Source organism: Kitasatospora sp. NPDC059973 (assembly GCF_042737525.1).
In the GTDB taxonomy this organism is placed as follows: domain Bacteria; phylum Actinomycetota; class Actinomycetes; order Streptomycetales; family Streptomycetaceae; genus Kitasatospora.
In genome coordinates this window covers 1-26,596 of the sequence record NZ_JBHWUI010000069.1, presented here as the reverse complement: position 1 = coordinate 26,596, position 26,596 = coordinate 1, and the positions used below count along the sequence as shown (strand labels likewise).

Here is a 26,596-nt window from a genome sequence, read left to right as displayed (position 1 = left end):
GTGGTCTGGTGGTCTGGTTTTTTTTTATACGCGTCGGGGGGGGGGCGGGGCGGGCCCCCCCCCCACCCCTCTCCCGTTCCGTCGATCAGCCGGGCTGCCCGGTGACCGCCACCGGGCGGCTCTCGTCGCTCGACCACTCGCTCCACGAGCCCGGGTACAGCGCGGCCGGCAGCCCGGCCACCGCCAGGGCGAGGATCTGGTGGGCCGCCGTCACCCCGGACCCGCAGTACACCGCGGTCTCCCGCTCGGCGGCGCCCAGCGCGCGGAACCGCTCGGCCAGTTCGGCGGCCGGCCGGAACCGCCCGTCCGGGCCGACGTTCTCGGTGGTCGGCGCGGAGAGCGCCCCCGGCACGTGGCCGGCCCGCGGGTCGATCGGCTCGGTCTCGCCCCGGTAGCGCTCGCCCGCCCGCGCGTCCAGCAACAGACCGGTCCGGGCCAGCGCGGCCGCGCCGTCCCCGTCGACCGTCGGCAACTGCCCGGGCACCGGCTTGAAGTCACCCGGCTCCGGGGTCTCCACCTCGGTGGTCACCGGCAGCCCGGCCGCCTGCCACGCGGCGAACCCGCCGTCCAGCACCCGCACGTCCGGGTGACCGGCCCAGCGCAGCAGCCACCAGGCGCGCGCCGCCGCCAGCGAGGTCGCACCGTCGTACACCACCACCGGACGGTCGGCGCGGACCCCGAGGCGGCGCAGCGCGGCGCCCAACTCCTCCGGGTCGGGCAGCGGGTGACGGCCACCGCGCCCGGGCGGTCCGGCCGGGGCGGCGAGGTCGGTGTCCAGCGCGACGAAGCCCGCACCGGGCAGATGGCCCGCCGCGTAGTCCTCGATGCCGGGAGGGCCGCCGAGCTGCCAGCGCACATCGAGCAGGACGGGCGGGCGCGCCGAGGCGAGCGCCTCCCGCAGGCCGGCCACCGACACCAGCGGGGAGTCATCGTGAGAGGTCGTCATGGCGGTCATTCTCGCGCAGCACCACCAACTCAACGCTCTTTGTGCGGTCTTTGCCGGACTTTCCGCGCGGCCCGAGGGTTCGGCGCGCGCCAGGGTGGAACCATCACCCTCACGTGCGCAGGTCCGTGCGCCGACCGCCCCGTGAGGAGGCCCGCATGCCCGCGGTGACACTCCGGCTGGCCCAGGGCACGCCGTGCTGGGTCAGCCTGATGACCGACGACCTGGCCGGCGCCCGCGCGTTCTACGGCGAGCTGCTCGACTGGACGTACACCCCCGGCCCCACCGAGCTCGGTGACTACGTCCGGGCCGAGTCGGGCGGTGCGCCGGTCGCCGGCCTCGGCGTCTCCGCGGTGCCCGGCTTCCCGGTGCAGTGGACCACCTACTTCGCGGTGGACAGCGCCGACCGGACGGCCCAACTGGTGCACGAGTGCGGCGGAACGGTGGCGGTCGGGCCGCTCCAGGCCGAGCGGGCCGGACGGCTGGCGATCGCGGCCGACGTCTCCGGCGCGGTCTTCGGCCTCTGGCAGGGCGAGGAGCACATCGGCCGCGAGGCCGGACCCGAGCCCGGCGGGCCGGCCTGGGCCGAGCTGCTCACGCCGGACGAGGAGGGCGCCGCGGTGTTCTACGGCGCGGTGCTCGGGCGGCCGGTGGCGCCCGCCGGCGGCGAGTCCGCGCTGCTGGTGGACGGCCGGCCGGTGGCGGGCATCCGGCACGGCGCCGAGCTGCGCGGCCACCCGCCGCGCTGGCGAGTCCACTTCGCCGTCCAGGACGTCGAACTGACGGTCCGTCGGGCGATCCGGCTGGGCGGCCGGGTGCTGCTGGAGCCGCACGAGAGCGGGCGCGGACCGGTGGCGCGACTCGCGGACCCGCAGGGCGGGCACTTCTCGGTGCTGCAGGCGGGGCTCCGGTAGGAGCGGGTCAGGCCTGCTGCTCCTCGAAGGGCAGCACGTCCGGGGAGAGTACCGAGACGCGGGCGGTGGCGGCGGTCAGCCGGCGGCGGTGGTGCCGGCGGCAGAGCACCTCGTAGCCGACTTCGTCCTCGCGCACCGTGATGTCGCCGATCACGACCTGGGCGCCCTCGACCACCATCACGCCGCCCACCGTACGGGCGTTGTGGGTGGCCCGCGCGCCGCACCAGCAGAGCGCCTCGACCTGGAGGACCTCCACCCGGTCGGCCAGTTCGATCAGCCGCTGGGAACCGGGGAACAGCCGGGTGCGGAAGTCCGTGGTGATGCCGAAGGTGAAGACGTCGATGCCGAGTTCGTCCACCACCCGGGCCAGTTGGTCGACCTGCTCGGCGGCGAAGAACTGGGCCTCGTCGCAGATCAGGTAGTCCACCCGGCCGCCGGCCGAGAGCCGGTGCACGACGTGGGCGTGGAAGTCGAACTCGTCCGCCACCTCGACCGCCTCGGCCTGCAGGCCGAGCCGGCTGGAGATGGTGGCCGCGCCGGCCCGGTCGTTGCGGGTGAGGATGATCCCCTGCCGGCCGCGCGCGGCGTGGTTGTGGTCCATCTGCAACGCGAGCGTCGACTTCCCGCAGTCCATCGTGCCCGAGAAGAACACCAGTTCAGCCATGGGTGGTGCGAAGGCCTTTCACTTCAAGGGGGTTCACGTGCGGACTTCGAGCAGGGGCACGAACTGCTCGACCGGGGTCATCGAGCCGTGCAGACCGATCATCGCGGACTCGCCGGGCTCGTTGCGGGAGGCGGTCACCGCGACGTCGTCCCGGGCGGCGGCGACCACGTCGCCGATCCGCAGGTAGACCCGCTCGTCCACGGAGGGTCCGAACCAGCCTGCCGCGATCGCGTCGTCCCGGGTGGCCACCCACATCCGGTCGCCCAGCACCTCGCTCCAGACCGTGTACACGTCGGCGGCCGCGCCGGGCACCGCGTAGACGTGCCGGGCCCGGCCCTCGCCGCCGAGCAGGGCGACGCCGGCGCCCAGCTCCCAGTCCTCGTCGAAGTCGATCCGGTCCTCCGGAGCGATGTCGATCATGCCGTGGTCGGCGGTGACGTACATCGCCGACCGCGGCGGCAGCTGCTCGGCCAGGCGGCGGGCCAGGCGGTCCACCGCGTCCAGCGTCATCCGCCAGTCGTCGGAGTCCACCCCGAACCGGTGCCCCGCGCCGTCCAGCTCGCTCACGTAGGTGTAGACGAGGGCGCGGTCGTGCTCGGCCAGCCAGCGGGCGGCCTGGTCCATCCGCTCCTCGCCGGTGGTGCGGCCGAGGAAGCTGCCGCCGGAGAGCGCCACCCGGGTCAGCGGGGTCTGGGCGAACAGCGGCGAGGAGACCTGGGCGGTCGCCACCCCGGCGGCGTGCGTCTGCTCGAACACCGTCGGGTACGGCTGCCAGGTGTGCGGGGCGACCGGCGGCTGCCAGCGCAGCTGGTTCATCAGGTGGCCGGCGCCCGGCACCGCGACCGTGTAGCCGACCAGGCCGTGCAGGCCGGGCGGGGTCCCGGTGCCGACCGACGCCAGCGAGGTGGCGGTGGTGGACGGGAAGCCGGCGGTCAGCGGGCGGCCGGTGCCGGCGAGCGAGCTGCCGATCAGCGAGGAGAGGAACGGCGCGTACTCGGGGTGGCGGAGCAGCAGCTCCCAGCCGAGTCCGTCGACCAGGAAGACCACCACCCGGTCGGCCGGGGCGATCGGCAGTGCGGCGGTGAAGCCGGGCACGCCGAGTCCGGCCGCCACCGAGGGCAGCAGGTCACAGAGCGAGCCGCCGCCGTACAGGGGGGCCGGGGCGGCGGCGGGGTCGAGGATCTCGAAGGCGTCGTGGGCGTCGGGTGCGAAGGACATGGGTGAGAGGCTGACTTCCTGGCTTCCGGTGCGTCGGCTCAGACCCGCGGACCGTTGCTGATCGTGGCGTCGGAGAGCGCCCGGGCGAACACCAGGGCCTGGGCGACCGTCTCCGGGCCGTCACCCGCCTCGCTGACCCGCAGTGACAGGTCGTCAGCGGTGGCCGATCCGGTGTAGCCGTGGTCGGCCTCGCAGTTCGGGTCCGAGCAGCCGGCCGGCTCCAGGTCCAGGCGCTGCACGGCACCCCAGCCGATGGTCAGCACGACCTCGCGGGGCAGCGTGCCGGGGGTGTAGGTCTCCGGGTTGGCGACCATCCGGCTCACCACGACCGAGCCGATCCGGTCCAGCCGGACGCTCTCGGTGGAGGTGGTGGCGTAGGGCACCGCGGGGCCGGCCTCGCCGCCGGACTGCTCGTCGGTGTGGCTCACCACGAAACGGGTCGGGGTCAGCACCAGCACGGTGACGTGCCGGCGCACCTCGTTGGCGTCGAAGGTGGTCTCCTGGTGCACCAGGTAGGAGCTGATCGGCTCGGGACCCACCGCGGACTCGACCGCCTCGGACACCAGGGCCGGGTAGTAGCCGCTGCGCTCGATCGCCGAGCGCAGGTCCTGAGTGGTGGTGGTACCGGTCTTCGCCATAACTCCATCCTGGCATGGTCCGCCGACGAAGCGGGCGGCGCGGCGCCGAGCTTCCGGACGACAGCGCCCCCGGACAGGGCGCAACCAAGGAAGGTTACAGCGTGCTCATCGCGCGCGGGCCCAGATCGCTGCGGACGGGCAGGGGTGCGATCCGCACCCGCGCCCCCAGGATCGCCAGTCCGTGCGGGGCGACGACCACGGGTTCGAGGTCCACCGAGGCGACCTCCGGGAGATCGTCGACCAGCCGCGACACCCTCAGCAGCAGTTCCTCCAGCGCGGCGGTGTCCACCGCGTCGGCGCCGCGCCAGCCGAACAGCAGCGGGGCCGCCCGGACCTCGCGGATCAGACCGGCGACGTCCTGGTCGGTGGCGGGGACCAGACGGTGGGCAACATCACCGAGCAGCTCGGCCGGGGCGCCGGCCAGACCGAAGGAGAGGATCGCGCCCACCGCCGGGTCGACGGTGGCCCCGATCACGGTGTCCACACCGCGCGGGGCCAGGCGCTGCACGACGAGTTCGGCCTGGGCGGCCCCGCCGAGCAGCGCGTCCAGCTCGCGGTGGGCGCGGCGCAGCCCCGGCTCGCCGGTCAGGTCGAGGCGGACGCTGCCGAGGTCGGGGCGGTGGCGCAGGTGCGGGGCGGTCGCCTTGAGCGCCACCGGGTAACCGAGCGTCGCGGCGGCGCGGACGGCGGACTCCTCGTCGGGCGCGGGCAGGGTCGGGGAGACGTCGATGCCGTAGTGCGCGAGCAGCGCGGTGGTGCCGGCCTCCGGCAGGGTGATCCGCGCACCGCCGGGCTGGGTGCGGGCGGCGATCGCGGTCCGGGTGCTGAGCGCCGCCTCGACCAGGTCGCGGGCGCCGCCCTCGTCGATCCGGTCCAGCTCCGGGACGCGGGCGGTCTCCTCCGCCTCGGCCGTCCGGCGCCGCCACTCGGCGTGGTGGACGGCGTGCGCGAGGGCGCGGACGGCGCGCTCCGGTGCCGGGTAGGCGGGGATGCCGCCCGGGCGGAGCCGGCTCGGCAGGTCGGTCAGCGCCAGGTGGGCGAGCACCAGCGGCTTGCCCAACTCCCTCGCGCGCTCGCCCGCTTCGAGCAGGGCTGCGGCGATCTCGGGGTCGTCGGAGCCCATCTCGGGATCGTCCGGGCCGGTCAGCCGGCCGCCCATGAAGGCGTGCGCGGAGGTGCCGATGGGCGGGATCGCGACGGCGATCACCGCGTCCACGGCCGGGTCCGCGAGTGCGACGTCCAGCGCGATCCGGAAGTTCTCGCCGGTGGCGGCCGTGGTGAGGTCGACCGGCGTGCGGGGGCGCAGACCGGCGCTGAGGCAGGCGTCGTGGGTGAGCAGGCCGAGCGAGTCGGAGTTGCCGACCACGGCGACCCGGTCGCCGGGCGGCAGCGGCTGGAGCGCGAGCAGCTCCCCGGTGTCGTACAGCTCGGTGATGGTCTCCACCCGGGTGACGCCGGCCTGCTCGAACAGGGCGTCGACGGTGGCGTCGCGCAGCCCGCTGGCGGTGACCGGGATGGCGTGGCCGGGCGGCAGGCTGCCGGTGTGGCGGGCGCCCTTGACGACCACGATCGGCTTGACGGCGGCGAGCCGGCGGGCGATCCGGGTGAACTTGCGGGGGTTGCCGAAGGACTCCAGGTAGAGCAGCACGACGTCGGTGGCCGGGTCCTCCGCCCAGTACTGGAGGAAGTCGTTGCCCGAGACGTCGGAGCGGTTGCCGACCGAGGCGAAGGAGGAGACGCCGAGGCCCCGGCGGTGGGCGGCCTCCAGCAGGGCCACGCCGATCGCGCCGGACTGGCAGAAGATGCCGAAGCCGCCCCGGCGCGGCAGGACGGGTGCGAGCGAGGCGTTGAGCGGGAGCGCGGGATCGGTGTTGATCAGGCCGAAGGCGTTCGGGCCGATCACCCGCATGCCGGCCGCCCGGGCCTGGCGGACCAGGGCGCGCTGGCGGTCGCGGCCCTCCGGGCCGGTCTCGGCGTAGCCGGCGGTGACCACCACCAGGCCCTGCACGCCGTGCGCGCCGCAGTCGGCGACGGCGGCGGGAACGGCGGCGGCCGGGACGGCGATCACGGCGAGGTCCACCGGGCCGGGGATCTCCAGCACCGAGCGGTGCACCGGGACGCCGTCCAGCGCGGTGCCGGGCGGGGCATTGCGGTTCACCGCGTAGACGCGGCGGTCGTCACCGTGCGGCAGCCCGCCGAGCAGGTCCCGCAGGATCGCCCGGCCGACGGTCTGCGGGTGGCGGGAGACGCCCACCACCGCGACCGAGCGCGGAGTGAGCAGCCGCTGCACGGACCGCGCCTCGGCCCGGTGCTCGCGCGCCCGCATCACGGCCAGCGAGGCGGCGGTCGGCTCCAGGTCGAACTCCAGGTGGACCACACCGTCCGCGAAGCTGCGGTGCTGGGTGTAGCCGGCGTCGGTGAAGACCTTCACCATCTTGCGGTTCTCCGGCAGCACCTCGGCCTGGAAGCGGCGGATGCCGCGCTCCTGGGCCACCGCGGCGATGTGTTCCAGCAGTGCGGAGGCGACCCCGCGGCCCTGGTGGGCGTCCTGCACCAGGAACGCCACCTCGGCGTCGGTGCCGGTCTCCGAGGGGCGGCCGTCGGCGTCGATCCGGTCGTAGCGGACGGTGGCGATGAAGCGGTCGCGGACCACCACGGCGAGGCCGACCCGGTTCACGAAGTCGTGGTGGGTGAAGCGGCGGACGTCCTTGTCGGAGAGCCGCGGGTAGGGCGCGAAGAAGCGGAAGTACTTGGACTGGTCCGACACCTGCTCGTAGAACTCGACCAGCCGGCCGGCGTCGGCGGGCGTGATCGGCCGGATCCGGGCCGTGCCGCCGTCACGCAGCAGGACGTCGGCCTCCCAGTGCTGCGGGTAGTCCGCGTCCTGGGACTGCCGGGGCTGGGGAGCCGGCCAGTTCTGCGGATCCTGCGGGGTCTGCTCGGGGTGCGGTACCGCGGAGTCGTCCACATTCGTCAGGTTATCCGGCGGCGAGCCGAATGGCGCCGGACGTGTCGTCGCGGCAGGGTGGAGACGGCCACTGGCCGGGGGTTATGCCCCCGAAAGAAACAATCACAAGTCCTGAACGCGGCGGCTCGCAGGGGTTGCCTGCGTGCAACACTGGTCTAGACAACATGGTCGAAGGAACCCCCCTGCCCCGGCCATGACCAGCTTCACCGGAAAGGCACGTCTCATGGCTGAGCGCCGCGTCACCATCGGTTGGGCCGAGGGCCTGCACGCCCGTCCCGCCTCCGTCTTCGTCCGGGCCGTCACGGCCACCGGCGTGCCGATCACCATCGCCAAGCCCGGCGGCACCCCGATCAACGCCGCCTCCATGCTCGGCCTGCTCGGCCTCGGCGCCCAGGGCGGCGAGGAGGTCATCCTCGCCTCCGACGCCGAGGGCGCGGACGAGGCCCTGGACCGCCTCGCCCAGCTGGTCCAGGAAGGCCTCGACGAGCTGCCGGCCGCCGCCTGAGCACCGTCGAGGAAGGGGGGCACCGCCACGGCGGTGCCCCCCCTTCCGCATGCCCGGCCCCGGGTACCCGGCGGCGCCGGAGCCGCGGGACCCCGCGCCCGGGTCAGCCCTTGACGCAGACGACCTGCTTCAGGTGGGCGACGACCTCCACGAGGTCCTTCTGCTGCTCGATGACCTTCTCGATCGACTTGTACGCACCGGGGATCTCGTCCACGACGCCGCTGTCCTTGCGGCACTCCACGCCCTTGGTCTGCTCGACCAGGTCCTGGGTGGTGAACCGCTTCTTCGCGGCGTTGCGGCTCATCTTCCGGCCTGCGCCGTGCGAGGCGGAGTTGAACGCCGCCTCGTTGCCGAGGCCGCGGACGATGTAGGAGCCGGTGCCCATCGAACCGGGGATGATGCCGAAGTCACCGGAGCCGGCCTTGATCGCGCCCTTGCGGGTCACCAGCAGGTCGACGCCGTCGTACCGCTCCTCCGACACGTAGTTGTGGTGGCAGCTGATCACCTCGTCGAAGGTGACCCTCGCCTTGGCGAACTCACGGCGGACGACGTCCTGGAAGAGCGCCATCATCACCGCGCGGTTCTTCTTGGCGTACTCCTGCGCCCAGAAGAGGTCCTCGCGGTAGGCGGCCATCTGCGGGGTCTGCGCGATGAAGACCGCGAGGTCCTGGTCGATCAGCCCCTGGTTGTGCGGCAGCGACCGGGCGACGCCCATGTGGTGCTCCGCCAGCTCCTTGCCGATGTTCCGGGAGCCGGAGTGCAGCATCAGCCACACGACTCCGGTGCTATCAACACATACTTCGATGAAATGGTTTCCCCCTCCGAGGGTCGCCATCTGCTGCATGGCCCGCTCGCGGCGCCACTTGACCTCGTGGGCCACGCCGTCGAACCGCTCCCAGAAGTCGTCCCAGCCCGCCGTGGCGAAGCCGTGGAGCTTCTTCGGGTCGACCGGGTCGGTGTGCAGGCCGCGGCCGACCGGGATGGCCTGCTCGATCTTGGAGCGCAGTCGCGAGAGGTCGTCGGGCAGGTCCCCGGCCGTGAGCGAGGTCTTGACGGCGCTCATCCCGCAGCCGATGTCGACGCCAACGGCCGCCGGGCAGACGGCGCCCTTCATCGCGATCACGGAGCCGACCGTCGCACCCTTGCCCAGGTGGACGTCGGGCATCACGGCGAGGCCGTGCAGCCAGGGCAGCGAGCTGATGTTGCGCAGCTGCTGCATGGCCTGGCCCTCGACGGTGGCCGGGTCGGTCCACATCCGGATCGGCACGCGGACGCCGGGTACCTCGGTGTACGACATGGTTGAACGACCTCCAAAGGTCGGCTGGTTCAAGCCTAGGTGGGGTGCCGCGCGAAGAGTCCCGGCGCGGCTCGGGGAAGTTCCGGGGGTGGGGCTCAGACGCCCTGGGCACAGCGGGAGAACGGCCTTGGGGAGCGTCGTGCAGTTCGCTCGACCCGCATGGTGACCGCCTCCTCCCGTTCGTGTGTGCCGGGGAACATCTACCCACGCGGCGCCCGGGGCCCGCAACGGGATAAAACGCGGGGGCCCGGCGGAGCGGAGTGCTCCACCGGGCCCCAGCCCGTACCGGGGGGATCAGGCGCTGATCAGGCGGTGATCACGGTGACCTCGCCGATGCCCAGCTCGCGCACCGGGTCGGCGATCGTGGCGGCGTCGCCGACCAGGACGGTGACCAGGCGGTCCGCCGGGAACGCCGCGACGACGGCCTCGGTGGCCTCCGCCGTCGGCAGCTCGGCGAGCCTGCGGTAGACCTCGGCCTGGTAGTCGTCCGGCAGGTCCTGCTCGACCTGGTCGGCCAGCGTGCCGGCGACGGAGCCCGCGGTCTCGTACTTCAGCGGGGCCACGCCGACCAGGAACTGCACGGCCTCGTCGCGCTCCGCGTCGGTGAGGCCCTCGGCGGCGAGGGTCCGCAGGATGGTCCAGGTGTCGGCGAGCGCCGGCGCGGTGGACGCGGTGTCCACCGAGCCGCTGATCGCGATCAGCGCACGGCCGGAGCCGTCGGCGGCGGAGCGCAGCGGCTGGGCGAACGCCCGGACGCCGTAGGTGTAGCCCTTCTCCTCGCGCAGGACGCGGTCCAGGCGGGAGGTGAGGGTGCCGCCGAGACAGTAGGTGCCGAGGATCTGGGCGGCCCAGGCCGGGTCGTGGCGGTCCGGGCCGACGCGCCCGATGAGCAGCTGGGTCTGGACCGAGCCGGGGCGGTCGACGATGACGACGCGGCCGGTGTCGTCGCCGGTCACCGGGGCGTGCACGGTGGGCTCCGCGGTGGTGCCGGTCCAGGTGCCGAGGGTGGCCTCCAGGAGCGCGGGCAGGTCGGTGCCGGTGAGGTCGCCGACCACCACGACGGTGGTGGTGGAGGGGCGGACGTGGGCGTCGTAGAAGGCCTTGACGGCGGCCCGGTCGATGGACTTGACCGTGTCGGCGGTGCCGCCGCGGGGGCGGGAGAGCCGGTCGGCGCCGTCGAAGAGCTCGGCGTAGAGGGCCTTGGCGGCGCGGCGGGCGGGGTTGGCCGCCTCGTGGACGAGCTCGTCGAGCCGGTTGGCGACCAGGCGCTCGATCTCGTCCTCGGGCAGCGCGGGCGCGCGCAGCGCGTCGGCGAGCAGGCCGAGGCCGCGCTGGAGCCGGGAGGCCGGCACCTCCAGGGAGACCCGGAGGCCGGGGTGGTCGGCGTGCGCGTCGAGGGTGGCGCCGGCCCGCTCCAGTTCGGCGGCGAACTCCTCGGCGGTGAGGGTGTCGGTGCCCTCGTTGAAGGCGCGGGCCAGGATGGTGGCGATGCCGTCGAGGCCCTCCGGCTCGGCCGCGAGCGGCACGTCGAGCTGGACCTCGACGGCGACGAGCTGCTGGCCGGGGCGGTCGCAGTGCAGGACGGTGATGCCGTTGCCGAGGACGGCGCGCTCGGGGGCGGGGAACGCCCACGGCTCTGCGGTGCCGGGCTCGGGCTTGGGGTGGAACGTCATGGCGGGGACGTAGTCGGTGCTCATGCGGCAGCGCCCTCCTCTTCGGTGGCGTCGGTGGCGGTCTCGTCGGCGTCGGTGTCGTCGCCGGTGGTGGGCTCGTAGACCAGGACGGCCCGGTTGCGCGGGTGCAGGCGGGCCTGGGCGACGGCCTGGACCTCCTCCGCGGTGACGTCGAGCACCTTGGCCAGGGCACTGCCCAGCAGCTTCGGGTCGCCGAACAGGACGGCGTAGCGGCAGAGTTCGTCGGCGCGGCCGGAGACGGTGGTGAGCCGGTCGAGCCACTCGCGCTCGATCTGGGCCTGGGCGCGCTCCAGTTCGGCGGCGGTGGGGCCCTCCGCGGCGAAGCGGGCGAGCTCCTCGTCGACGGCGGCGTCGATCTGCTCGATGGTGGCGTCGCCGGAGGTCTTGACGTCGAGCCAGCCGAGGCTGGGGGCGCCGGCGAGGCGGAGCAGGCCGAAGCCGGCGGCGACGGCGGTGCGGTCGCGGCGCACGAGGCGGTTGTAGAGGCGGCTGGACTCGCCGCTGCCGAGGATGGTGAGGGCCAGGTCGGCCGCGTCGGCCTTGCGGGTGCCGTCGTGCGGGAGCCGGTAGGCGGCCATCAGGGCGCGGGACGGGACGTCCTCGTGGATGTGCTCGCGGATCTCCCGGCCGAAGGTGTCGGGCAGGGTGCCGTCGCGCGGGGGCTGCTTGCCGTCGTGGCCGGGGATGGAGCCGAAGTACTTCTCCACCCAGGCGATGGTCTGCTCGGGGTCGATGTCGCCGACGACGGAGAGGACGGCGTTGTTCGGCGCGTAGTACGTGCTGAAGAACGCGCGGGCGTCCTCCAGGGTGGCGGCGTCGAGGTCGGCCATGGAGCCGATGGGGGTGTGGTGGTACGGGTGGCCGTCGGGGAAGGAGAGCGCGGTGAGCTTCTCGAAGGCGGTGCCGTAGGGCACGTTGTCGTAGCGCTGGCGGCGCTCGTTCTTGACGACGTCGCGCTGGTTCTCCATGGACGTGTCGTCCAGGGCGGCGAGCAGCGAGCCCATCCGGTCGGCCTCCAGCCAGAGGGCGAGCTCCAGCTGGTGGGCGGGCATGGTCTCGAAGTAGTTGGTGCGCTCGAAGCTGGTGGTGCCGTTGAGCGAGCCGCCGGCGCCCTGCACGAGCTCGAAGTGGCCGTTGTTCGAGACGCTGGCGGAGCCCTGGAACATGAGGTGCTCGAACAGGTGGGCCAGACCGGTACGGCCCTTCACCTCGTGGCGGGAGCCCACGTCGTACCAGAGGCAGACGGCGGCGACCGGGGTGAGGTGGTCCTCGGAGAGGACGACGCGCAGGCCGTTGGCCAGGCGGTGCTCGGTGATGGCGATGGCAGCGCCAGTTCCTCCGGTGGAGGCGGATGCGGGGGCCGGGTTGGCCATGCGCTCGGGTCCTTCCCGTCGTCGATGTCGGGGGTTCGTGTGGCGTCCCCCATTGTGGTGCAACGCGGGGAGGGCTCGGATGTGTCCGCGCGGACCGGGCGTTCGCCAGGGGCGGAAGAGGGGCGCTGGCTCGGAGTGTCGGCGCGAGGGTCCACAATGGGGGCGCTGGGCCCTGTTGACGACAGCCGACGAGGACAGCACACGACGGCAGACGCACACGACGACTGACGACGACGAGACGCAAGCGAGACGTAAGGGAGCCCCGCCGCGATGGCCCGCCGCAGTTCGCAGACCCCGCCGCCCGGAGATTTCGAGGAGCGGATCCTCGACGTCGACGTCGTGGACGAGATGCAGGGCTCCTTCCTGGAGTACGCCTACTCGGTGATCTACTCGCGTGCGCTGCCCGACGCACGGGACGGCCTGAAGCCGGTGCACCGGCGGATCCTGTACCAGGCCAACGAGATGGGCCTGCGGCCGGACCGCGCGCACGTGAAGTGCGCCCGCGTGGTGGGCGAGGTGATGGGCCGGCTGCACCCGCACGGTGACGCGTCGATCTACGACTCGGTCGTCCGGATGGCGCAGCCGTTCTCGATGCGACTGCCGCTGATCGACGGGCACGGGAACTTCGGTTCGCTGGGCAACGACGACCCGCCGGCCGCGATGCGGTACACCGAGTCGCGGTTGACGGCGGCTTCGATGGCGATGGTGGAGTCGATCCACGAGGACACCGTCGACTTCGGCCCGAACTACGACGGCAGCGAGCAGGAGCCGCTGGCGCTGCCGGCCGCGTTCCCGAACCTGCTGGTGAACGGCGCGACGGGGATCGCGGTCGGGATGGCGACCAACATGCCGCCGCACAACCTGTCCGAGGTGGTGGCGGCGGCCCGGCACCTGATCAAGCACCCGAACGCCGACCTGGACACGCTGATGCGGTTCGTGCCCGGGCCGGACCTCCCGACCGGCGGCCGGATCGTCGGCCTGTCGGGCATCCGGGACGCGTACGAGTCGGGCCGCGGCACCTTCAAGATCCGTGCGACGACGACGATCGAGAGCGTGACGGCCCGCCGCAAGGGCATCGTGGTCACCGAGCTGCCGTACAACGTCGGCCCGGAGAAGGTCATCTCGAAGATCAAGGACCTGGTCAACGCGAAGAAGCTGCAGGGCATCGCGGACGTCAAGGACCTCACCGACCGCGAGCACGGGCTGCGGCTGGTGATCGAGGTGAAGAACGGCTTCGTGCCGGAGGCGCTGCTGGAGCAGCTCTACAAGCTGACGCCGATGGAGGAGACCTTCGGCATCAACAACGTGGCCCTGGTGGACGGCCAGCCGCTGACGCTGGGTCTGAAGGAGCTGCTGGAGGTCTACGTCGACCACCGCTTCGAGGTGGTGCGCCGGCGCAGCGAGTTCCGTCGGCGCAAGCGCCAGGAGCGGCTGCACCTGGTCGAGGGCCTGCTGGTGGCCCTGATCGACATCGACGAGGTCATCGCGATCATCCGGTCGAGCGACAACGCGGCGCGGGCGAAGGAGCGCCTGATGGAGCGCTTCTCGCTGTCGGAGACGCAGACCGCGTACATCCTGGACACGCCGCTGCGCCGGCTGACCCGGTTCGACCGGGTGGAGCTGGAGGAGGAGCAGGCGAAGCTCAACTCCGAGATCGCGGAGCTGACCGAGATCCTGGAGTCGGACACCCGGCTGCGCAACGTCGTGTCGGGCGAACTGGCCGCGGTGTCGAAGCAGTTCGGCACCGAGCGGCGGACGGTGCTGCTGGAGGCGGGCGCGGCCCCGTCGGCGGCCCTGTCCGTTCCGCTGGAGGTGGCGGACGACCCGTGCCGGGTGCTGCTCTCCTCGACGGGCCTGCTGGCGCGGACGGCGGACGGCGAGCCGTTCGAGGTGTCGGAGAAGCGCTCCAAGCACGATGTGATCGTTTCGGCGGTGCCGGCCACGGCGCGGGCGGACATCGGTGTGGTGACGTCGGCCGGCCGGGTGCTGCGACTGCCGGTGATCGACCTGCCGGCACTGCCGCCGACGCCGTCGCCGACGCTGGCGGGCGGCGCCGCGGTGGGCGAGTTCCTGCGGCTGGAGACGGGCGAGCGGGCGCTGGCGCTGACCACGCTGGACGAGTCCTCGCCGGGTCTGGCGCTGGGCACGGCGCAGGGTGTGGTGAAGCGGGTGGTGCCGGAGTGGCCGGCGAACAAGGACGAGTTCGAGGTGATCGCCCTCAAGGAGGGTGACGAGGTGGTCGGCGCGGTCGAGCTGCGCACCGGCGAGGAGGACCTGGTCTTCATCGCCTCCGACGCCCAGCTGCTGCGCTACCCGGCGGGCCAGGTGCGCCCGCAGGGCCGACCGGCGGGCGGCATGGCCGGGATCAAGCTGTCGGACGGCGCCCGGGTGCTCTCCTTCACCGCCGTGGACCCGGCCGTGGACGCGGTGGTGGTCTCGGTGGCCGGTGCCTCGGGCACGCTGACGGGCGAGGAGCAGAGCTCCTGGAAGGTCACCCCGTTCGAGCAGTACCCGCGCAAGGGCCGGGCCACCGGTGGTGTGCGCTGCCAGCGGTTCCTGCGCGGCGAGGACGTGCTGTCCTTCGCCTGGGCGGGTGCCGCGCCGGCCCGCGCGGCCGGCGCCAAGGGGGCTCCGGTCGACCTGCCGGAGCGCGACCCGCGTCGTGACGGGTCGGGCACGCCGGTGACGGCGCCGATCGGTGTGGTGGCCGGCCCGGTGTAAGGGCGGAACGGTGTAACGGCGGCCCGGTGTAACAGCGGCCGGCCGCAGGTCGTGGGAGGGGTGCCGGAGTCCGGCGCCCCTCTCTCGCGTCCGGGCCGGGTCGCAGGAGCCGCGTACGGGGAGCCCGGGGGCCCCGAGAGCCGAGGGGGCCAAGCGGGTGCCAAGCCCCAGTGGCCCGGGGGGCCAAGGGTAGCCTTGCCTGCGTGAGCACCTGTGCGACCGTGTCGCGTGAACTGTCGGAGCCGCTGGCCGCCACGGCGGCCACCGCCACCACCTGGCTGCTGATCGAGCAGACCGGGCCGTGGGGCGCGAAGGCGCTCGCGGAGAGCCATCTGGACGCCGCGGTGGGGCGGGCCCTGGAGGCGGCCGCCGCGGGGACGGGCGTGCGGGTGGCGCTGATCCGGCGGCCTGGCCGGCACGCCGACTGCCTGCCGACCGCGCGGCACGAGGTGTTCCTCGCACACACCGTGCCGGGTCGCGGCTGGGTGCGCCGGGGGGCGGTCACGGACCCCGCGGAGCTGCTCGGGCTGGACTTCGGGGCGCTGGGGGCGGGCGAGCACGGCGGGTTCGGCGCGGAGCACGTCGGCGGACCGGTGGCCCTGGTGTGCACCAACGGCCGACGGGACCGCTGCTGCGCGCTGCTGGGCCGGCCGCTGGCCGCCCAGCTGACGGCGGCCGGGCACAGCGAGGTGTGGGAGGTGACCCACCTGGGCGGGCACCGCTTCTCCCCCACCATGCTGGTGCTGCCGTACGGCTTCGCCTACGGGCGGCTGACGGCGGAGAGCGCCAAGGAGGTGCTGGCGGCGACGGCGTCCGGGCACATGGTGCCGGAGTGGTCGCGGGGCTGCTCGGGCTGGGAGCGCCCGGGCCAGGCGGCCGACCACGCCGTCCGGCTGGCCACCGGCGAGACCGAGGTGGACGCGCTGACCCTGAGCCAGCGCTCCGCCGGCGCGGGGCGCTGGCTGGTGACCGTGCGGCACCGGGACGGCCGGGCCTGGGAGGTGGACGTGGTCGAGGGCGCGAGCGAGCCGGCCCGCCCGGAGAGCTGCGGCAAGGCGGCGGGCACGCCGTCGCGGATGGACGTGGCGGCGGTCCGGGCGCTGTCGGTCCGGGAACGGTGACGGCCCCGCGCCCGTGGGGGTGGGCGCGGGACCGCCGGCGCGGGGTCAGCCCGTGGCGGCCTTGCCGACGAACTCCGTGGTGTAGGTGCGGGCCAGGTCGATGGAGCCCTCCTTGCCCTTGACGTCCGGGTGGAAGGCGGCGAGCACCGCGAGGACGGTCTTCGGCCCGTCGGCGGGCATCACCCCGTCCGTGGTGAACATCGGCAGGGTCGCCCCGATCGCCGCCGCGTACTGCTCGGCGCCGCCCTGCGCGTAGTCCGCGGGCATCTTCTCGGCGATCTCCGCCGGGGTGTGCGCGGCCATCCACTTCAACGTCCTGACGAAGGCGTTGGCGAGCTTCTGGGTGGTGTCCTTGTTCTTCTCCACCCACTCGGAGCTCATATAGAGCGAGGACGAGGGGTAGAGCCCGCCGAGTGCGGCGCGCGAGCCCTCGGGGGTCCGCATGTCGTAGAGGATCTTGCCGAGGCCCTTGTCGAGAACGGCGGCCACGGTCGGGTCGGTGGTCATGCCGGCGTCGATGCTGCCCTGCTGGAGCGCGGCGATGAAGGTCTGGCCGGCGCCTACCGCGATCGGGCTGAACTCGCTGACCGCGGTGCCGTTCTTGACGGCGAGGTACTTGGTGAGGAAGTCGGTGGAGGAGCCGATGCTGGTGACGCCGAGCTTCCTGCCCTTGAAGTCGGCGCCCGAGGTGATGGCGTCGGCCTGCTTGGCGGAGACGATCTCGACCTCGCCCGGTGCCTGGGAGAACTGCACGACCGACTCGACGTTCTTGCCCTTCGCCTGGAGGTCGATGGTGTGGTCGTAGAAGCCGACCGCGCCCTGGACGTCCCCGGCGAGCAGCGCGGTGGTGGCGTTGACGCCGGCCGGTTCGCTCAGCAGCTCGACGTTGACGCCGGCCTCGGCGAAGAACCCGAGGCGCTGGGTGAGCATGGCGGGCAGGTAGATGACCTTGTCCAGGCCGCCGACCATGATCTTGACCTTGGGGCCGTCGACCTTCTGCCCGGCCGGGGCGGCTCCGCTGTGGGAGACGGAGGCGGCGTCGTTGGCGCAGGCGGCGAGCGGGAACAGCAGGACGGCGGCGAGGGCGGCGGCGGCAGCTCTGCCGGTCGGGTTCGGGCGCATGGGTGGGGGTGCCTCTCTGCGGTGGAACGGGGTGGGGTTCAGCGGCCGTCGCCGGAGTCGGCGGGCTTCCAGCGGAACAGCTTCTTCTCGGCGAAGGTCAGCAGCCCCTCGGTGAACAGCGCGACGACGGCGAGGATGGTCATCGCGGCGTACACGCCGGCCGCGTTGAAGGTGCCCTGGGCCGCGGCGACCAGCAGGCCGAGGCCCTTGGTGGCGCCGATGTACTCGCCGACGATGGCGCCGATCAGCGCGAAGCCGAAGCTGACGTGGAGGCTGGTGAAGATCCACGTGGTGGCGGCGGGGATGACCACCTGAAGGGTGACCCGCCGGTTGTCGGCGCCCAGGATGCGGGCGTTGGCGACCAGGTTGCGGTCGACCTCTCGGGCGCCCTGGAAGGCGTTGAAGAAGACCGGGAAGAACACCAGCACCACCGCCGAGGCCACCTTGGAGGCCGGGCCGAGGCCGAACCAGATCAGGAAGATCGGGGCCAGCACGATGCGCGGGATGGCGTTCAGCACCTTGATGTAGGGCCCGAACACGTCGGCCAGGAAGCGGATCCGGCCGAGGGCGATGCCCAGCAGCACGCCTCCGGTGACACCGATCACCCAGCCGGTGAGGGCCTCGTAGAGGGTGTAGCCGATCTGCTCGCCGAGCGAGCCCTGGGCCGTGCCGTGGGTGATCCACTGCCAGATCTGGTCCCAGATCCTCGTCGGCTGGGAGAAGTTGAACGGATCGACGACCTCGGTGCGGGCGCACAGCTCCCAGAGTCCGAGGAAGGCCACCAGCACCGCGATCCGGGCTCCGTAGATGCCCAGCCTTCGCCTGCGGGCGGCCCGTTCGCGGGCTTCCGTCCTGGTGGCGGTGGCCACCGGGGCCTTTCCGGCGACGGCCGGCGCGGTCTCAAGCGGCACGACCCGCTCCTCTCTCCCGGGTGATGCGCACCTCTTCGCCGAGCGACGCCCAGATCTCCCGGTACAACTCGACGAACCTCGGCTCCAGCCGGACCGCCTCCACGGTGCGCGGGCGGGGCAGGTCGACGGTGAAGACCTCCTTGACGGTGGCCGGTCCGGCGGTCATCACCACGACCCGGTCGGCCAGCGCGATCGCCTCGTCCAGGTCGTGGGTCACGAAGACCACGGACGACCCGGTGCCGGCCCACAACTCCAGCAGCTGGTCGGACATCAGGGCGCGGGTCTGCACGTCCAGCGCCGAGAACGGCTCGTCCATCAGCAGGATGCCGGGGTCGTTGACGAAGGTCTGGGCGAGCGCGACGCGCTTGCGCATACCGCCGGACAGCTGGTGCGGGTAGCGGTCCTCGAAGTCGCCGAGGCCCACCCGGGCCAGCCAGTCGCGGGCCCGCTCCCTGGCCTCGGTGGCCGGCACGCCGCGGAAGCGCGGGCCGGCCGTGACGTTGGACAGCACGGTCCGCCAGGGGAAGACGGCGTCCTGCTGGAACACGAAGCCGACCTTCCGGTCGATGCCGTCGACCGGCCGGCCGTACACCCGGACCTCGCCCTCGGTGGGCTCCTCCAGGCCGCTGACCAGGGTCAGCGTGGTGGACTTGCCGCAGCCGGTGGGGCCGACGACGGCGACGAACTCGCCCTGCGCGACGGTCAGGTCGAGGTCGCGGACGGCGGTGTGCAGGGCGCCGGACGGGGTGCGGAACCGCTTGGTGGCGCCGGTCAACTCGATCGCCGGGGCCGGCGCCGGCCCGGTCGCCGGGGTTGTGCTCATGGAACCTCCCGGGGTGCTCTGTGCTTGCCCCGGGAGGCTAGGAGCGGCGGGGGCGGCGGCGGGAGACTTCTCGGCGAACTGCGGGTTCTCCGCGTTGAGGGCTGTTCTGCTCGTTTTGCTTCCGCTACAACAGCGGGGGCACGGCTGACAGAACCACCCCGGAAACATAGGGTGTGCCGACCACCGACCCGCCACCCACCCGGTTCCGCCCGATCTGCCCGATCCGCCCCGCCCGATCCCCCAAACCCCCCGCCCGCCCTGATCCCCCTCGCCCGTCGACCGCGGCCGGTCGGACGCCCCCGAGAGGAGGCCCGGATGAAACACCCCCACTGGCCCCGCCGGGTCTTCGCCCAGCTGCTGCTGAGCCAGACCGTGGTGACCGTCGGCGTCACCGTCCTCACCGCCGGCCTGTTCCTGGCACCGGTCAGCGCCGAACTGGACCACGACGCGATGCAGCGCGCGCTGTCGATCGCCCAGGCCACCGCCGGCGACGAGACGATCGCCCGGGCCGCCGAGGTCCGCGACGCCGCCACCGCCCAGCGCAACGCCGAGCAGATCCGGACGGCCACCGGCGCCAGCTTCGTCGTGGTCACCGACCTGGACGGCATCAGGCTCTCGCACACCGATCCCGGCCGGATCGGCCAGCGGGTCTCCACCGATCCCGAGCCCGCCCTCGCCGGGCGCAGCGTCACCGCCATCCAGGAGGGCACCCTGGGCCGTACCGCGCGCGGCAAGGTCCCGCTGCGGGTCGCCGACGGGCGGATCGTCGGCGAGGTCTCGGTGGGCATCAGCGACGACTCGATCCGTCGGCGGCTGCTGAAGATGCTCACCGGCATCCTGCTCTGCGCGGGCGCCGGGCTGACCGCCGGCACCGTCGCCACGCTGGCGCTGGCCCGCCGGCTGAAGCGCCGCACCCACAACATCGCGCTGGCCGACATCTCGGCGCTGCTGGTGGAGCGGGAGGCGATGCTGCACGGCATCCGGGAGGGCATGGTGGCGCTGGACGAACGGGGCCGGATCCGGCTCGCCAACGACGAGGCGGGGCGGCTGCTCGGCCTCCCCGAGGAGTTCGCCGGGCGGCCGATCGACGAGGTGCTGCCGCCGGGCCGACTGGCCGACGTGCTGGCCGGGCGGATCACCGGCGCCGACCTGCCGGCCGTCCGGGACGACCGGGTGCTGGTGGTGAACCGGATGGCGACGGCCGAGGGCGGCGCGGTGGTGACCCTGCGCGACCGCACCGAGCTGGAGTCCCTGGTCCGTGAGCTGGACACCACCCGCAGCCTCACCGAGGCCCTGCGGGCCCAGGACCACGAGCACGCCAACCGGATGCACACCCTGCTCGGCCTGCTGGAGCTCGGCCGCCACGACCAGGCGGTGGCGTTCATCTCCGAGCAGTCGGGCTCGCACGCGGCGGCGGTGGCCCGGATCGGCGAGCGGGTGCGGGACCCGCACGTCGCGGCGCTGCTGGCCGGCAAGGCGGCGGTCGCGGCCGAGCGCGGCGTCCGGCTGGCGGTCGCCCCGGCGGCGCATCTGCCGGACGCGGTGGTGGATACCCGGGCGCTGGTCACGGTGCTCGGCAACCTGATCGACAACGCCGTCGACGCGGTGGCTCCGGGCGGCGGCGGTCAGGTGGCGGTGACCCTGGCGGCGGCCGGGTCCACCCTGCTGGCCGAGGTCGCGGACAGCGGGCCGGGGGTGCCGGCGGCCCTGTGCGAGCGGGTCTTCGAGGAGGGGTGGACCAGCAAGGACGCGCCCGCGCACCGGCCGCGCGGGCTGGGGCTGGCGATGGTGCGGCGGCTGGTCGAACGGACCGGTGGCCGGATCGTGCTCGACACCGGGCCGCTCGGCGGCGCCCGGTTCACCGTCGAGCTCCCCGAGGCCCTGCACGACGACCCCCCGGCCGCGCCCCTCCCCGCACCACCAGTCCCCGCACCGCCCGTCCCCGCACCGCTCGTGGAGGCCCGATGATCGACGTACTCGTGGTGGACGACGACTTCCGGGTCGCCGACGTGCACGCCGCGTACGTGGCCAAGGTGCCCGGCTTCCGGGTCACCGGCACCGCGCACTCGGCCGGTCAGGCGCTCGCCGCGCTGGAGCGCCGCCCGGTGGACCTGCTGCTGCTCGACCACCACCTGCCGGACGAGACCGGCCTCGCCCTGGTGCGGCGCCTGCGCGAACGGCAGGTGGCGTGCGACGTGATGATGGTGACGGCCGCCCGGGACGTCTCCACGGTGCACGCCGCGATGCAGCACGGCGCCCTGCAGTACCTGGTCAAGCCGTTCAGCTTCGCGGGGCTGCGGGAGAAGCTGGTCGCCTACGCGCAGCTGCGGCACGCGCTGGCCGGACCGGCCGCGCGCGAGGCGGGCCAGGACGAGGTGGACCGGCTCTTCGCCACCCTGCGCGGCACGGCGGCCCCCGCGGCCGCCCTGCCCAAGGGCCACTCGGCGCCCACCACCGACCTGGTGCTCGGTGTGCTCCGCCGCGCCGGCCGCCCGCTCTGCGCCCAGGAGGTCGCGGACGCCACCGGGCTGAGCCGCTCCACCGCGCAGCGCTACCTCAAGCAGCTGGAGCGGGACAGCCGGCTGCGGCTCACCCTGCGGTACGGCGACACCGGGCGGCCCGAGCACCGCTACGTGCTGGCCGTCCGGGCCTGAGGGCCGCCCCGGGCCGAACGCCGCCGTTCACGGCGGAACCCCGACGGGTCCCAGGCCCGTCGGGGTTCCGTGCGCGCCGCGCGGCGCCCGCCGCCGCTCAGGCCGCGCCGGCTCCGGTGAGGGAGCGGACCTCCAGCTCGGCGTAGCGGTCCGCGTCGGCCGGCTCGGGCGAGGTGAGGGTGCCGATCCAGCCGGCCAGGAAGCCCAGCGGGATGGAGACGATGCCCGGGTTCTCCAGCGGGAACCAGTGGAAGTCCACCCCCGGGAAGAGCGCCACCTTGGTGCCGGAGACCACCGGCGAGAAGGTCACCAGGACGATCGCCGGGATCAGCCCGCCGTACACCGACCAGACCGCGCCGCGCGGGGTGAACCGCCGCCAGAACAGCGTGTACAGCAGCACCGGCAGGTTGGCCGAGGCGGCGACGGCGAAGGCCAGGCCGACCAGGAAGGCCACGTTCAGCTGCTGGGCGAAGAGGCTGAGCGCGATCGCGACCGCCCCGATCCCCACCGCCGCGATCCGGGCGACGCCGACCTCCTCGCGCTCGGACGCCTCCCGGCGGGCCCGCCGGGAGGCCGGCACGCCGCCCCGCCGACGGCGCGGGCGCCCCCGCCAGGCGCCCGCCCAGATGTCGTGGGCGAAGGCGGCCGAGGAGGCGAGCGTCAGCCCGGCGACCACGGCCAGGATGGTGGCGAAGGCGATCGCCGAGATCAGCGCGAACAGCACCACCCCGCCGGTGCTGCCGTTGCCGCCGCCGAGGACGAGGGCCAGCAGCGGGACGGCCGTGTTCCCCGCCGCGTTGGCGTGCCGGACCTCCGCCGAGCCGACCAGCGCGGTGGCACCCAGGCCGAGCGCGATGGCCATCAGGTAGAAGCCGCCGACCAGCCCGATCGCCCACATCGTCGAGCGCCGGGCGGCCCGGGCGGTGGGCACCGTGTAGAAGCGGGACAGGATGTGCGGCAGGCCCGCGGTGCCCAGCACCAGGGCGAGGCCGAGGCTGAAGAAGTCCAGCCGGCTGGTGAAGCTCGCCCCGTACTTGAGCCCCGGCTCCAGGTACCGCTGCCCGGCGCCGCTGTGCTGGGCGGCCTGCCGCATCAGCTCACCGACGTCCCCGTGGAAGCGGACCATCAGCAGCACGGTGAGCAGCACCGAGCCCGCGATCAGCAGGAAGGCCTTGACGATCTGGATCCAGGTGGTGGCCCGCATCCCGCCGACCGTGACGTAGACGATCATCAGACCGCCCACCGCCACGATGGTCCAGGTCCGGGCCTGGGTGCTGCTGGTGCCGAGCAGCAGGGCGACCAGGCTGCCCGCGCCCACCATCTGGGCGACCAGGTAGAGCAGGGTGACGACGACGCTGGCGCCGCCGGCCGCCGCCCGGACCTTGCGCCGCCGCAGGCGCAGCGCCAGCACGTCGGCCAGGGTGTACCGGCCGGCGTTGCGGACCAGCTCGGCGACCAGCATCAGCACCACCAGCCAGGCGACCAGGAAGCCGATGCTGTAGAGCACGCCGTCGTAGCCGTACAGCGCGATCAGCCCGGCGACGCCGAGGAAGGAGGCGGCGGAGAGGTAGTCGCCGGAGAGCGCGAAGCCGTTCTGCAGCGGGGTGAAGTCACGGCCGCCGGCGTAGAAGTCCTCGGCGGCGCTGCCCCGGCGGCCCACCCAGAGGGTGATGCCCAGGGTGACCAGGACGATGACGGCGAAGAGCACGATGGCCAGGTCGTGGTGGTCGCCGGCGGGGGCGACGGGAGGCGGGGTCGCGGTCCTCATCGCAACTGGTCCTGGGTGTCCCAGCGCAGGCCCAGCGCGGCCCGGTCCCGCTTGGTGCGGGCGTTGCGGGCGTAGAGCCAGGTGAGCAGGAAGGTCGAGGCGAACTGCAGCAGGCCGAGCAGCCAGGCCACGTTGACCGGGCCGGCGACCTGGCTGCGCATCAGCCCGGGCGCGCCGGCCTGGGCGGCTACGTACAGCAGGTACCAGCCGAGGAACGCCCCGCTGACCGGGAGGACGAAGGCCCGGTAGCTGCGCTTGATCTCCTGGAACGCGTCGCTGCCCTGGACGGCGCGGTACACCTCGCTGCTGTCGACGGCCGACGGGGCCTCGACCGGCGGCACGGGAGCCGGCGCGAGCGGCCGGGCGGGCGGGGCGGCCTCCATCCGGGCCGCGGGCGGCGCGGACGGCACCGGTGGTGCCGGCGGCGGCACGGCGGGGGCCGGCGGCGCGGGCCGGTCGGGCTGGGGGGCCGCGGCGGGAGCGGCCCACCAGTCGAATCGCTGCCCCTGTCCGGGACTGCTCGTCTGCTGCTGTGGCACTACTGCTCCTGGACCGGCGGGGCTCTGACCGAACCCATGATGGAGGCCCGCGGAGCCCGCCAACTCCCATTGCAGATACGTTCACTCGATGAGGTGATCGATGATCCGACAGGTGCTCATCCGACTACTGCTGCGTACCGGTGAACCCGTGGCGAAAGGCGTACGCGACCGCCTGGGCACGGTCCCGCACCCCGGTCTTGGCGAACAGATTGTTGATGTGCGTCTTCACGGTGGCCGGGCTGACGAACAGCCGACGGGCGATCTCGGTGTTGGAGAGGCCCTCCGCGATCAGTGCCAGCACCTCGGCCTCGCGGGCGGTCAGCCCGTCCGGCAGCTCCGCCGGGCGCCCCGCTCCGGGCCCGGCCGGACCGGACCGGCCCGCACCGCCGCCACCGCCACCGCCACCGCCACCGCCGCGCCCGCCGCCGTGCGACGCGTCCCACCCGCCCGGCGCGGTGGCCTGCTGCGCGCCGCCCGCCAGCCGCTCCAGCAGGCGCAGCTGCACCTGCGGCGAGAGCCCGGCGGCGCCCGAGCGGACGTCCGCGATGGCCCGGGCGATCTCGTCGCCGCCGGCGTCCTTGGTGAGGTAGCCGCGCGCCCCGGCCTGCAGCGCGGGGAAGAGCGACTCGTCGTCGGCGTAGGTGGTCAGCACGACGACCTCGGTCTCCGGGTGCGCCGCCCGGATCCGGCGGGTGGCCTCGACCCCGTCGCAGCGCGGCATCCGCAGGTCCATCAGGACGACGTCCGGGCGGTGCCGCTCGACCAGCTCGACGGCCTCCTCGCCGTCGGCGGCGGCGCCCACCACCTCGATGCCCGGCAACAGGCCGAGCAGCATCACGATGCCCTCGCGCACCACCGTCTGGTCGTCCGCGACCAGCACCCTGGTCGGATCCGCCCCGGTCACACCGGCACCCGCAACAGCACGCGCCACCCTCCCTCGTCCGGGCCCGCCAGCAGGGTGCCGCCGAGCAGTTCCGCGCGTTCGCGCATCCCCAGCAGACCGTACCCGCTGCCGGTGGCCGCCAGCCCACCGGTCGATTCGCCGCGGCCCGGGCGGGTGTTGCGCACCTCCAGCTCCACCGCGTCGGGGAGGTAGCGCAGTTCCAGCGCGCAGCGTGCGCCGGGGGCGTGTTTGCGCACGTTGGTCAGAGCCTCCTGCGCTGTGCGCCGGACCGCGAGCCCCGCTTCGGCGGGGAGCGGGCGCGGGGTCCCGGTGACGGTGAACGCCGCCCGCTCGCGCCCGGTCAGCTCCACCAGGAACTCGCCGACCGGGGTGAACTCGCCGCGCAGCGCGGAGAGCGCCTGCCGGGTCTCCGCCAGGCCGTCCTGCGCCATCCGCCGCGCCGCCACCACCCGTTCGCGGACCTGCTCCCGGTCGGTGCCCGCGTCCAGCATCAGCCGGGCCGCCTCCAGGTGGACGAGCTGCGCGGAGAGGCTGTGGGCCAGGACGTCGTGGATCTCGCGGGCGATCCTGGCCCGCTCGGCGAGCGCCGCGCTCTCCGCCTCGGCGGCCCGCGCGGCCCGTTCCTGGGTCAGCAGCCGCCGGGCGGTGCCACGTGCCTCGCCGTCCATCCGCAGCAGGTAGCCGAGCAGGGTGAGCCCGCCCACCGTGGCGAGGATCCCCAGCCAGCTCTCCCAGCTGGCGGCCGTGTAACTGCCGAACGCGGCCGCCGCCGTGGCCAGCGCGGCGCCGGCGGGCAGCCGGACCAGCGCGGTCAGGGCCAGCCCGCCCCAGACGAAGTCGGCCAGCAGATGAGCCCTCCCCCACTCGGCGACCCAGGCGGTGCCGATCAGGGCGGCGGCCAGGGCGAGCGCGGGCCGCAGCAGCTGCGCGCGGGCGGCCCGCAGGAAGGCGGCCGTCAGCAGGACCACCGCGGCCAGCCCGGCCGCCGCCGCGGCCACCGCCCAGCCGGTGTACCCGCCGCGGGAGAACGTCCCCCAGCCCAGGGTGACGAGCAGGACCGTCCGGCCGATCAGCGTCAGGACCCGCCGGGCCGGGCTCTCCGCGTCCCTCTCCAGCCCCTCGCGGGCCGGCCAGCCGGTCCAGCTCCACCCGGGCACGGGCCTCCCTCTCCTCGGTGTGGTCACGCGCGGGCCGGCCGGTCAGCCGGCCACGCCGGCGCGGTACGGCGTCGCCAGCTCCCGCGCCCTCCAGTTCACCACGACGGTCCGGACCACCAGCAGCGCCGCGAGCCCGAGCATCAGCGCGCTGCCGCTCTGGTGGACGTGCAGCGCCGCGCCCAGTCCGTACAGACCGATCCGGACGACGATCATGCCGGCCCAGGCCGCCCCGGTGGCCTTGGTGGCGCGGGTCCAGAGCGCGCCGTCCTCGCCGCGCCAGATCCGGACGGTCCAGCCCCAGACGCAGCCCATCGCCAGCACCACCAGCAGCGAGGCGGCGGTCAGCCCGATCGAGAGGGCCCGGTGTGCACCGTCGACCAGGCCCGGGTCGCGCAGCGCGAGCACGGCGAGGACCAGCGGCAGCACCCAGAACCGGCGCTCGGTGTCGAGGCGCTGCGGGCTCAGCTGGCGGCGGACCACCAGGGCGACCACCGCGATGATCACGAGGACGTTGACGAGGCCGGCCATCGGATTCTCCGTTGCGACAGGAGGGCTTGCTGACCTCTCCGACGCTACGGATCCGGCGCCCCCCGCTGATCGGCGCCGGGGTGGACCGGGGGTGGAGCCGGCACGGCAGGGGCCCTCCACCCGAGGGTGGAGGG

22 protein-coding genes are annotated in these 26,596 nt (G+C 73.9%); 6 read left to right on the top strand and 16 right to left on the bottom strand.

The genetic code is table 11. The features are described 5' to 3' along the window. Positions 1-85: 85 nt before the first annotated feature. Entirely contained in the window at positions 86-946 is an 861-nt protein-coding gene (locus ACFWA9_RS20080; RefSeq protein ID WP_380388610.1) for a sulfurtransferase, read from the bottom strand. A 155-nt stretch (positions 947-1,101) separates the two neighbouring features. Here ACFWA9_RS20080 and ACFWA9_RS20075 point away from each other — a divergent pair, with 155 nt between their 5' ends. Continuing rightward, positions 1,102-1,857, top strand: a complete 756-nt coding sequence (locus ACFWA9_RS20075; protein WP_380388608.1) for a VOC family protein — start codon at positions 1,102-1,104, stop codon at positions 1,855-1,857. Positions 1,858-1,864: 7 nt separating this feature from the next. Here the strand turns inward: ACFWA9_RS20075 and ACFWA9_RS20070 are convergent, their stop codons facing one another. The 4 genes from ACFWA9_RS20070 to ACFWA9_RS20055 all read right to left on the bottom strand — a co-directional run bounded on the left by ACFWA9_RS20070 (position 1,865) and on the right by ACFWA9_RS20055 (position 7,345). Beyond that, the gene (locus ACFWA9_RS20070) at positions 1,865-2,521 is read right to left on the bottom strand and encodes a thymidine kinase (RefSeq protein WP_329489887.1); all 657 of its coding nucleotides are present in this window, start codon (positions 2,519-2,521) and stop codon (positions 1,865-1,867) included. A gap of 33 nt (positions 2,522-2,554) precedes the next feature. Next, positions 2,555-3,739 carry a nucleotide pyrophosphatase/phosphodiesterase family protein gene (locus ACFWA9_RS20065; protein ID WP_352294209.1) on the bottom strand — a complete coding sequence of 395 codons (1,185 nt, stop codon included), beginning with the start codon at positions 3,737-3,739 and terminating at the stop codon, positions 2,555-2,557. Positions 3,740-3,777: 38 nt separating this feature from the next. Further along, positions 3,778-4,377, bottom strand: coding sequence for a DUF5998 family protein (locus tag ACFWA9_RS20060; RefSeq protein WP_329489885.1), 600 nt, complete (start codon positions 4,375-4,377; stop codon positions 3,778-3,780). Positions 4,378-4,471: 94 nt separating this feature from the next. Beyond that, entirely contained in the window at positions 4,472-7,345 is a 2,874-nt protein-coding gene (locus tag ACFWA9_RS20055) for a GNAT family N-acetyltransferase (protein ID WP_380388605.1), read from the bottom strand. Positions 7,346-7,568: 223 nt separating this feature from the next. Between ACFWA9_RS20055 and ACFWA9_RS20050 the strand changes: the two genes are divergently transcribed. Then, positions 7,569-7,850, top strand: coding sequence for an HPr family phosphocarrier protein (locus ACFWA9_RS20050; RefSeq protein WP_352294211.1), 282 nt, complete (start codon positions 7,569-7,571; stop codon positions 7,848-7,850). A 103-nt stretch (positions 7,851-7,953) separates the two neighbouring features. Here ACFWA9_RS20050 and ACFWA9_RS20045 read toward each other — a convergent pair whose 3' ends face one another. From ACFWA9_RS20045 to ACFWA9_RS20035, 3 genes are all read right to left on the bottom strand, one after another. Beyond that, a complete protein-coding gene (locus tag ACFWA9_RS20045; protein WP_352294213.1) occupies positions 7,954-9,147 on the bottom strand; it encodes an RtcB family protein in 1,194 nt (397 codons plus the stop codon). A gap of 305 nt (positions 9,148-9,452) precedes the next feature. Beyond that, positions 9,453-10,844, bottom strand: coding sequence for a M16 family metallopeptidase (locus ACFWA9_RS20040; RefSeq protein WP_380388603.1), 1,392 nt, complete (start codon positions 10,842-10,844; stop codon positions 9,453-9,455). Continuing rightward, a complete protein-coding gene (locus ACFWA9_RS20035) occupies positions 10,841-12,214 on the bottom strand; it encodes a M16 family metallopeptidase (RefSeq protein ID WP_380388601.1) in 1,374 nt (457 codons plus the stop codon). The genes ACFWA9_RS20040 and ACFWA9_RS20035 overlap by 4 nt, the downstream gene beginning before the upstream one ends. Positions 12,215-12,484: 270 nt before the next feature. Between ACFWA9_RS20035 and ACFWA9_RS20030 the strand changes: the two genes are divergently transcribed. Then, a complete protein-coding gene (locus ACFWA9_RS20030; RefSeq protein WP_352294216.1) occupies positions 12,485-14,935 on the top strand; it encodes a DNA topoisomerase IV subunit A in 2,451 nt (816 codons plus the stop codon). A gap of 203 nt (positions 14,936-15,138) precedes the next feature. Beyond that, a complete protein-coding gene (locus tag ACFWA9_RS20025) occupies positions 15,139-16,056 on the top strand; it encodes a sucrase ferredoxin (RefSeq protein WP_380388599.1) in 918 nt (305 codons plus the stop codon). Positions 16,057-16,101: 45 nt separating this feature from the next. On the opposite strand, the gene ACFWA9_RS20020 is transcribed toward ACFWA9_RS20025, so the two are convergent. From ACFWA9_RS20020 to ACFWA9_RS20010, 3 genes are read right to left on the bottom strand one after another with little or no spacing between them, the layout of a single operon-like run. Then, positions 16,102-17,178, bottom strand: coding sequence for an ABC transporter substrate-binding protein (locus ACFWA9_RS20020; RefSeq protein WP_352294220.1), 1,077 nt, complete (start codon positions 17,176-17,178; stop codon positions 16,102-16,104). A 38-nt stretch (positions 17,179-17,216) separates the two neighbouring features. Continuing rightward, positions 17,217-18,047 carry an ABC transporter permease gene (locus ACFWA9_RS20015; RefSeq protein WP_380388628.1) on the bottom strand — a complete coding sequence of 277 codons (831 nt, stop codon included), beginning with the start codon at positions 18,045-18,047 and terminating at the stop codon, positions 17,217-17,219. A gap of 31 nt (positions 18,048-18,078) precedes the next feature. Further along, on the bottom strand, positions 18,079-18,912 hold the full coding sequence (locus tag ACFWA9_RS20010; protein WP_329489875.1) for an ABC transporter ATP-binding protein: 834 nt from the start codon (positions 18,910-18,912) through the stop codon (positions 18,079-18,081). Positions 18,913-19,227: 315 nt separating this feature from the next. On the opposite strand from ACFWA9_RS20010, the gene ACFWA9_RS20005 reads away from it, so the two are divergent. Both ACFWA9_RS20005 and ACFWA9_RS20000 read left to right on the top strand, forming a co-directional pair. Further along, complete coding sequence (locus ACFWA9_RS20005; RefSeq protein WP_380388596.1) at positions 19,228-20,880, top strand: ATP-binding protein; 1,653 nt, start codon at positions 19,228-19,230, stop codon at positions 20,878-20,880. Next, entirely contained in the window at positions 20,877-21,566 is a 690-nt protein-coding gene (locus tag ACFWA9_RS20000; protein ID WP_329489873.1) for a response regulator, read from the top strand. The genes ACFWA9_RS20005 and ACFWA9_RS20000 overlap by 4 nt, the downstream gene beginning before the upstream one ends. A gap of 97 nt (positions 21,567-21,663) precedes the next feature. Here the strand turns inward: ACFWA9_RS20000 and ACFWA9_RS19995 are convergent, their stop codons facing one another. From ACFWA9_RS19995 to ACFWA9_RS19975, 5 genes are all read right to left on the bottom strand, one after another. Next, positions 21,664-23,334: a cation acetate symporter gene (locus ACFWA9_RS19995; protein WP_352294224.1), complete on the bottom strand. Its 1,671-nt coding sequence runs from the start codon at positions 23,332-23,334 to the stop codon at positions 21,664-21,666. Next, positions 23,331-23,873 (bottom strand): DUF485 domain-containing protein, encoded by a 543-nt coding sequence (locus ACFWA9_RS19990; RefSeq protein WP_352294226.1) that lies wholly within the window; start codon positions 23,871-23,873, stop codon positions 23,331-23,333. The genes ACFWA9_RS19995 and ACFWA9_RS19990 overlap by 4 nt, the downstream gene beginning before the upstream one ends. A 124-nt stretch (positions 23,874-23,997) precedes the next feature. Continuing rightward, positions 23,998-24,708, bottom strand: coding sequence for a response regulator (locus ACFWA9_RS19985; RefSeq protein WP_380388626.1), 711 nt, complete (start codon positions 24,706-24,708; stop codon positions 23,998-24,000). 65 nt (positions 24,709-24,773) lie between these two features. After that, on the bottom strand, positions 24,774-25,934 hold the full coding sequence (locus tag ACFWA9_RS19980) for a sensor histidine kinase (RefSeq protein WP_380388593.1): 1,161 nt from the start codon (positions 25,932-25,934) through the stop codon (positions 24,774-24,776). A gap of 42 nt (positions 25,935-25,976) precedes the next feature. Continuing rightward, complete coding sequence (locus ACFWA9_RS19975; protein ID WP_380388591.1) at positions 25,977-26,462, bottom strand: DUF1453 domain-containing protein; 486 nt, start codon at positions 26,460-26,462, stop codon at positions 25,977-25,979. Positions 26,463-26,596 lie beyond the last annotated feature (134 nt).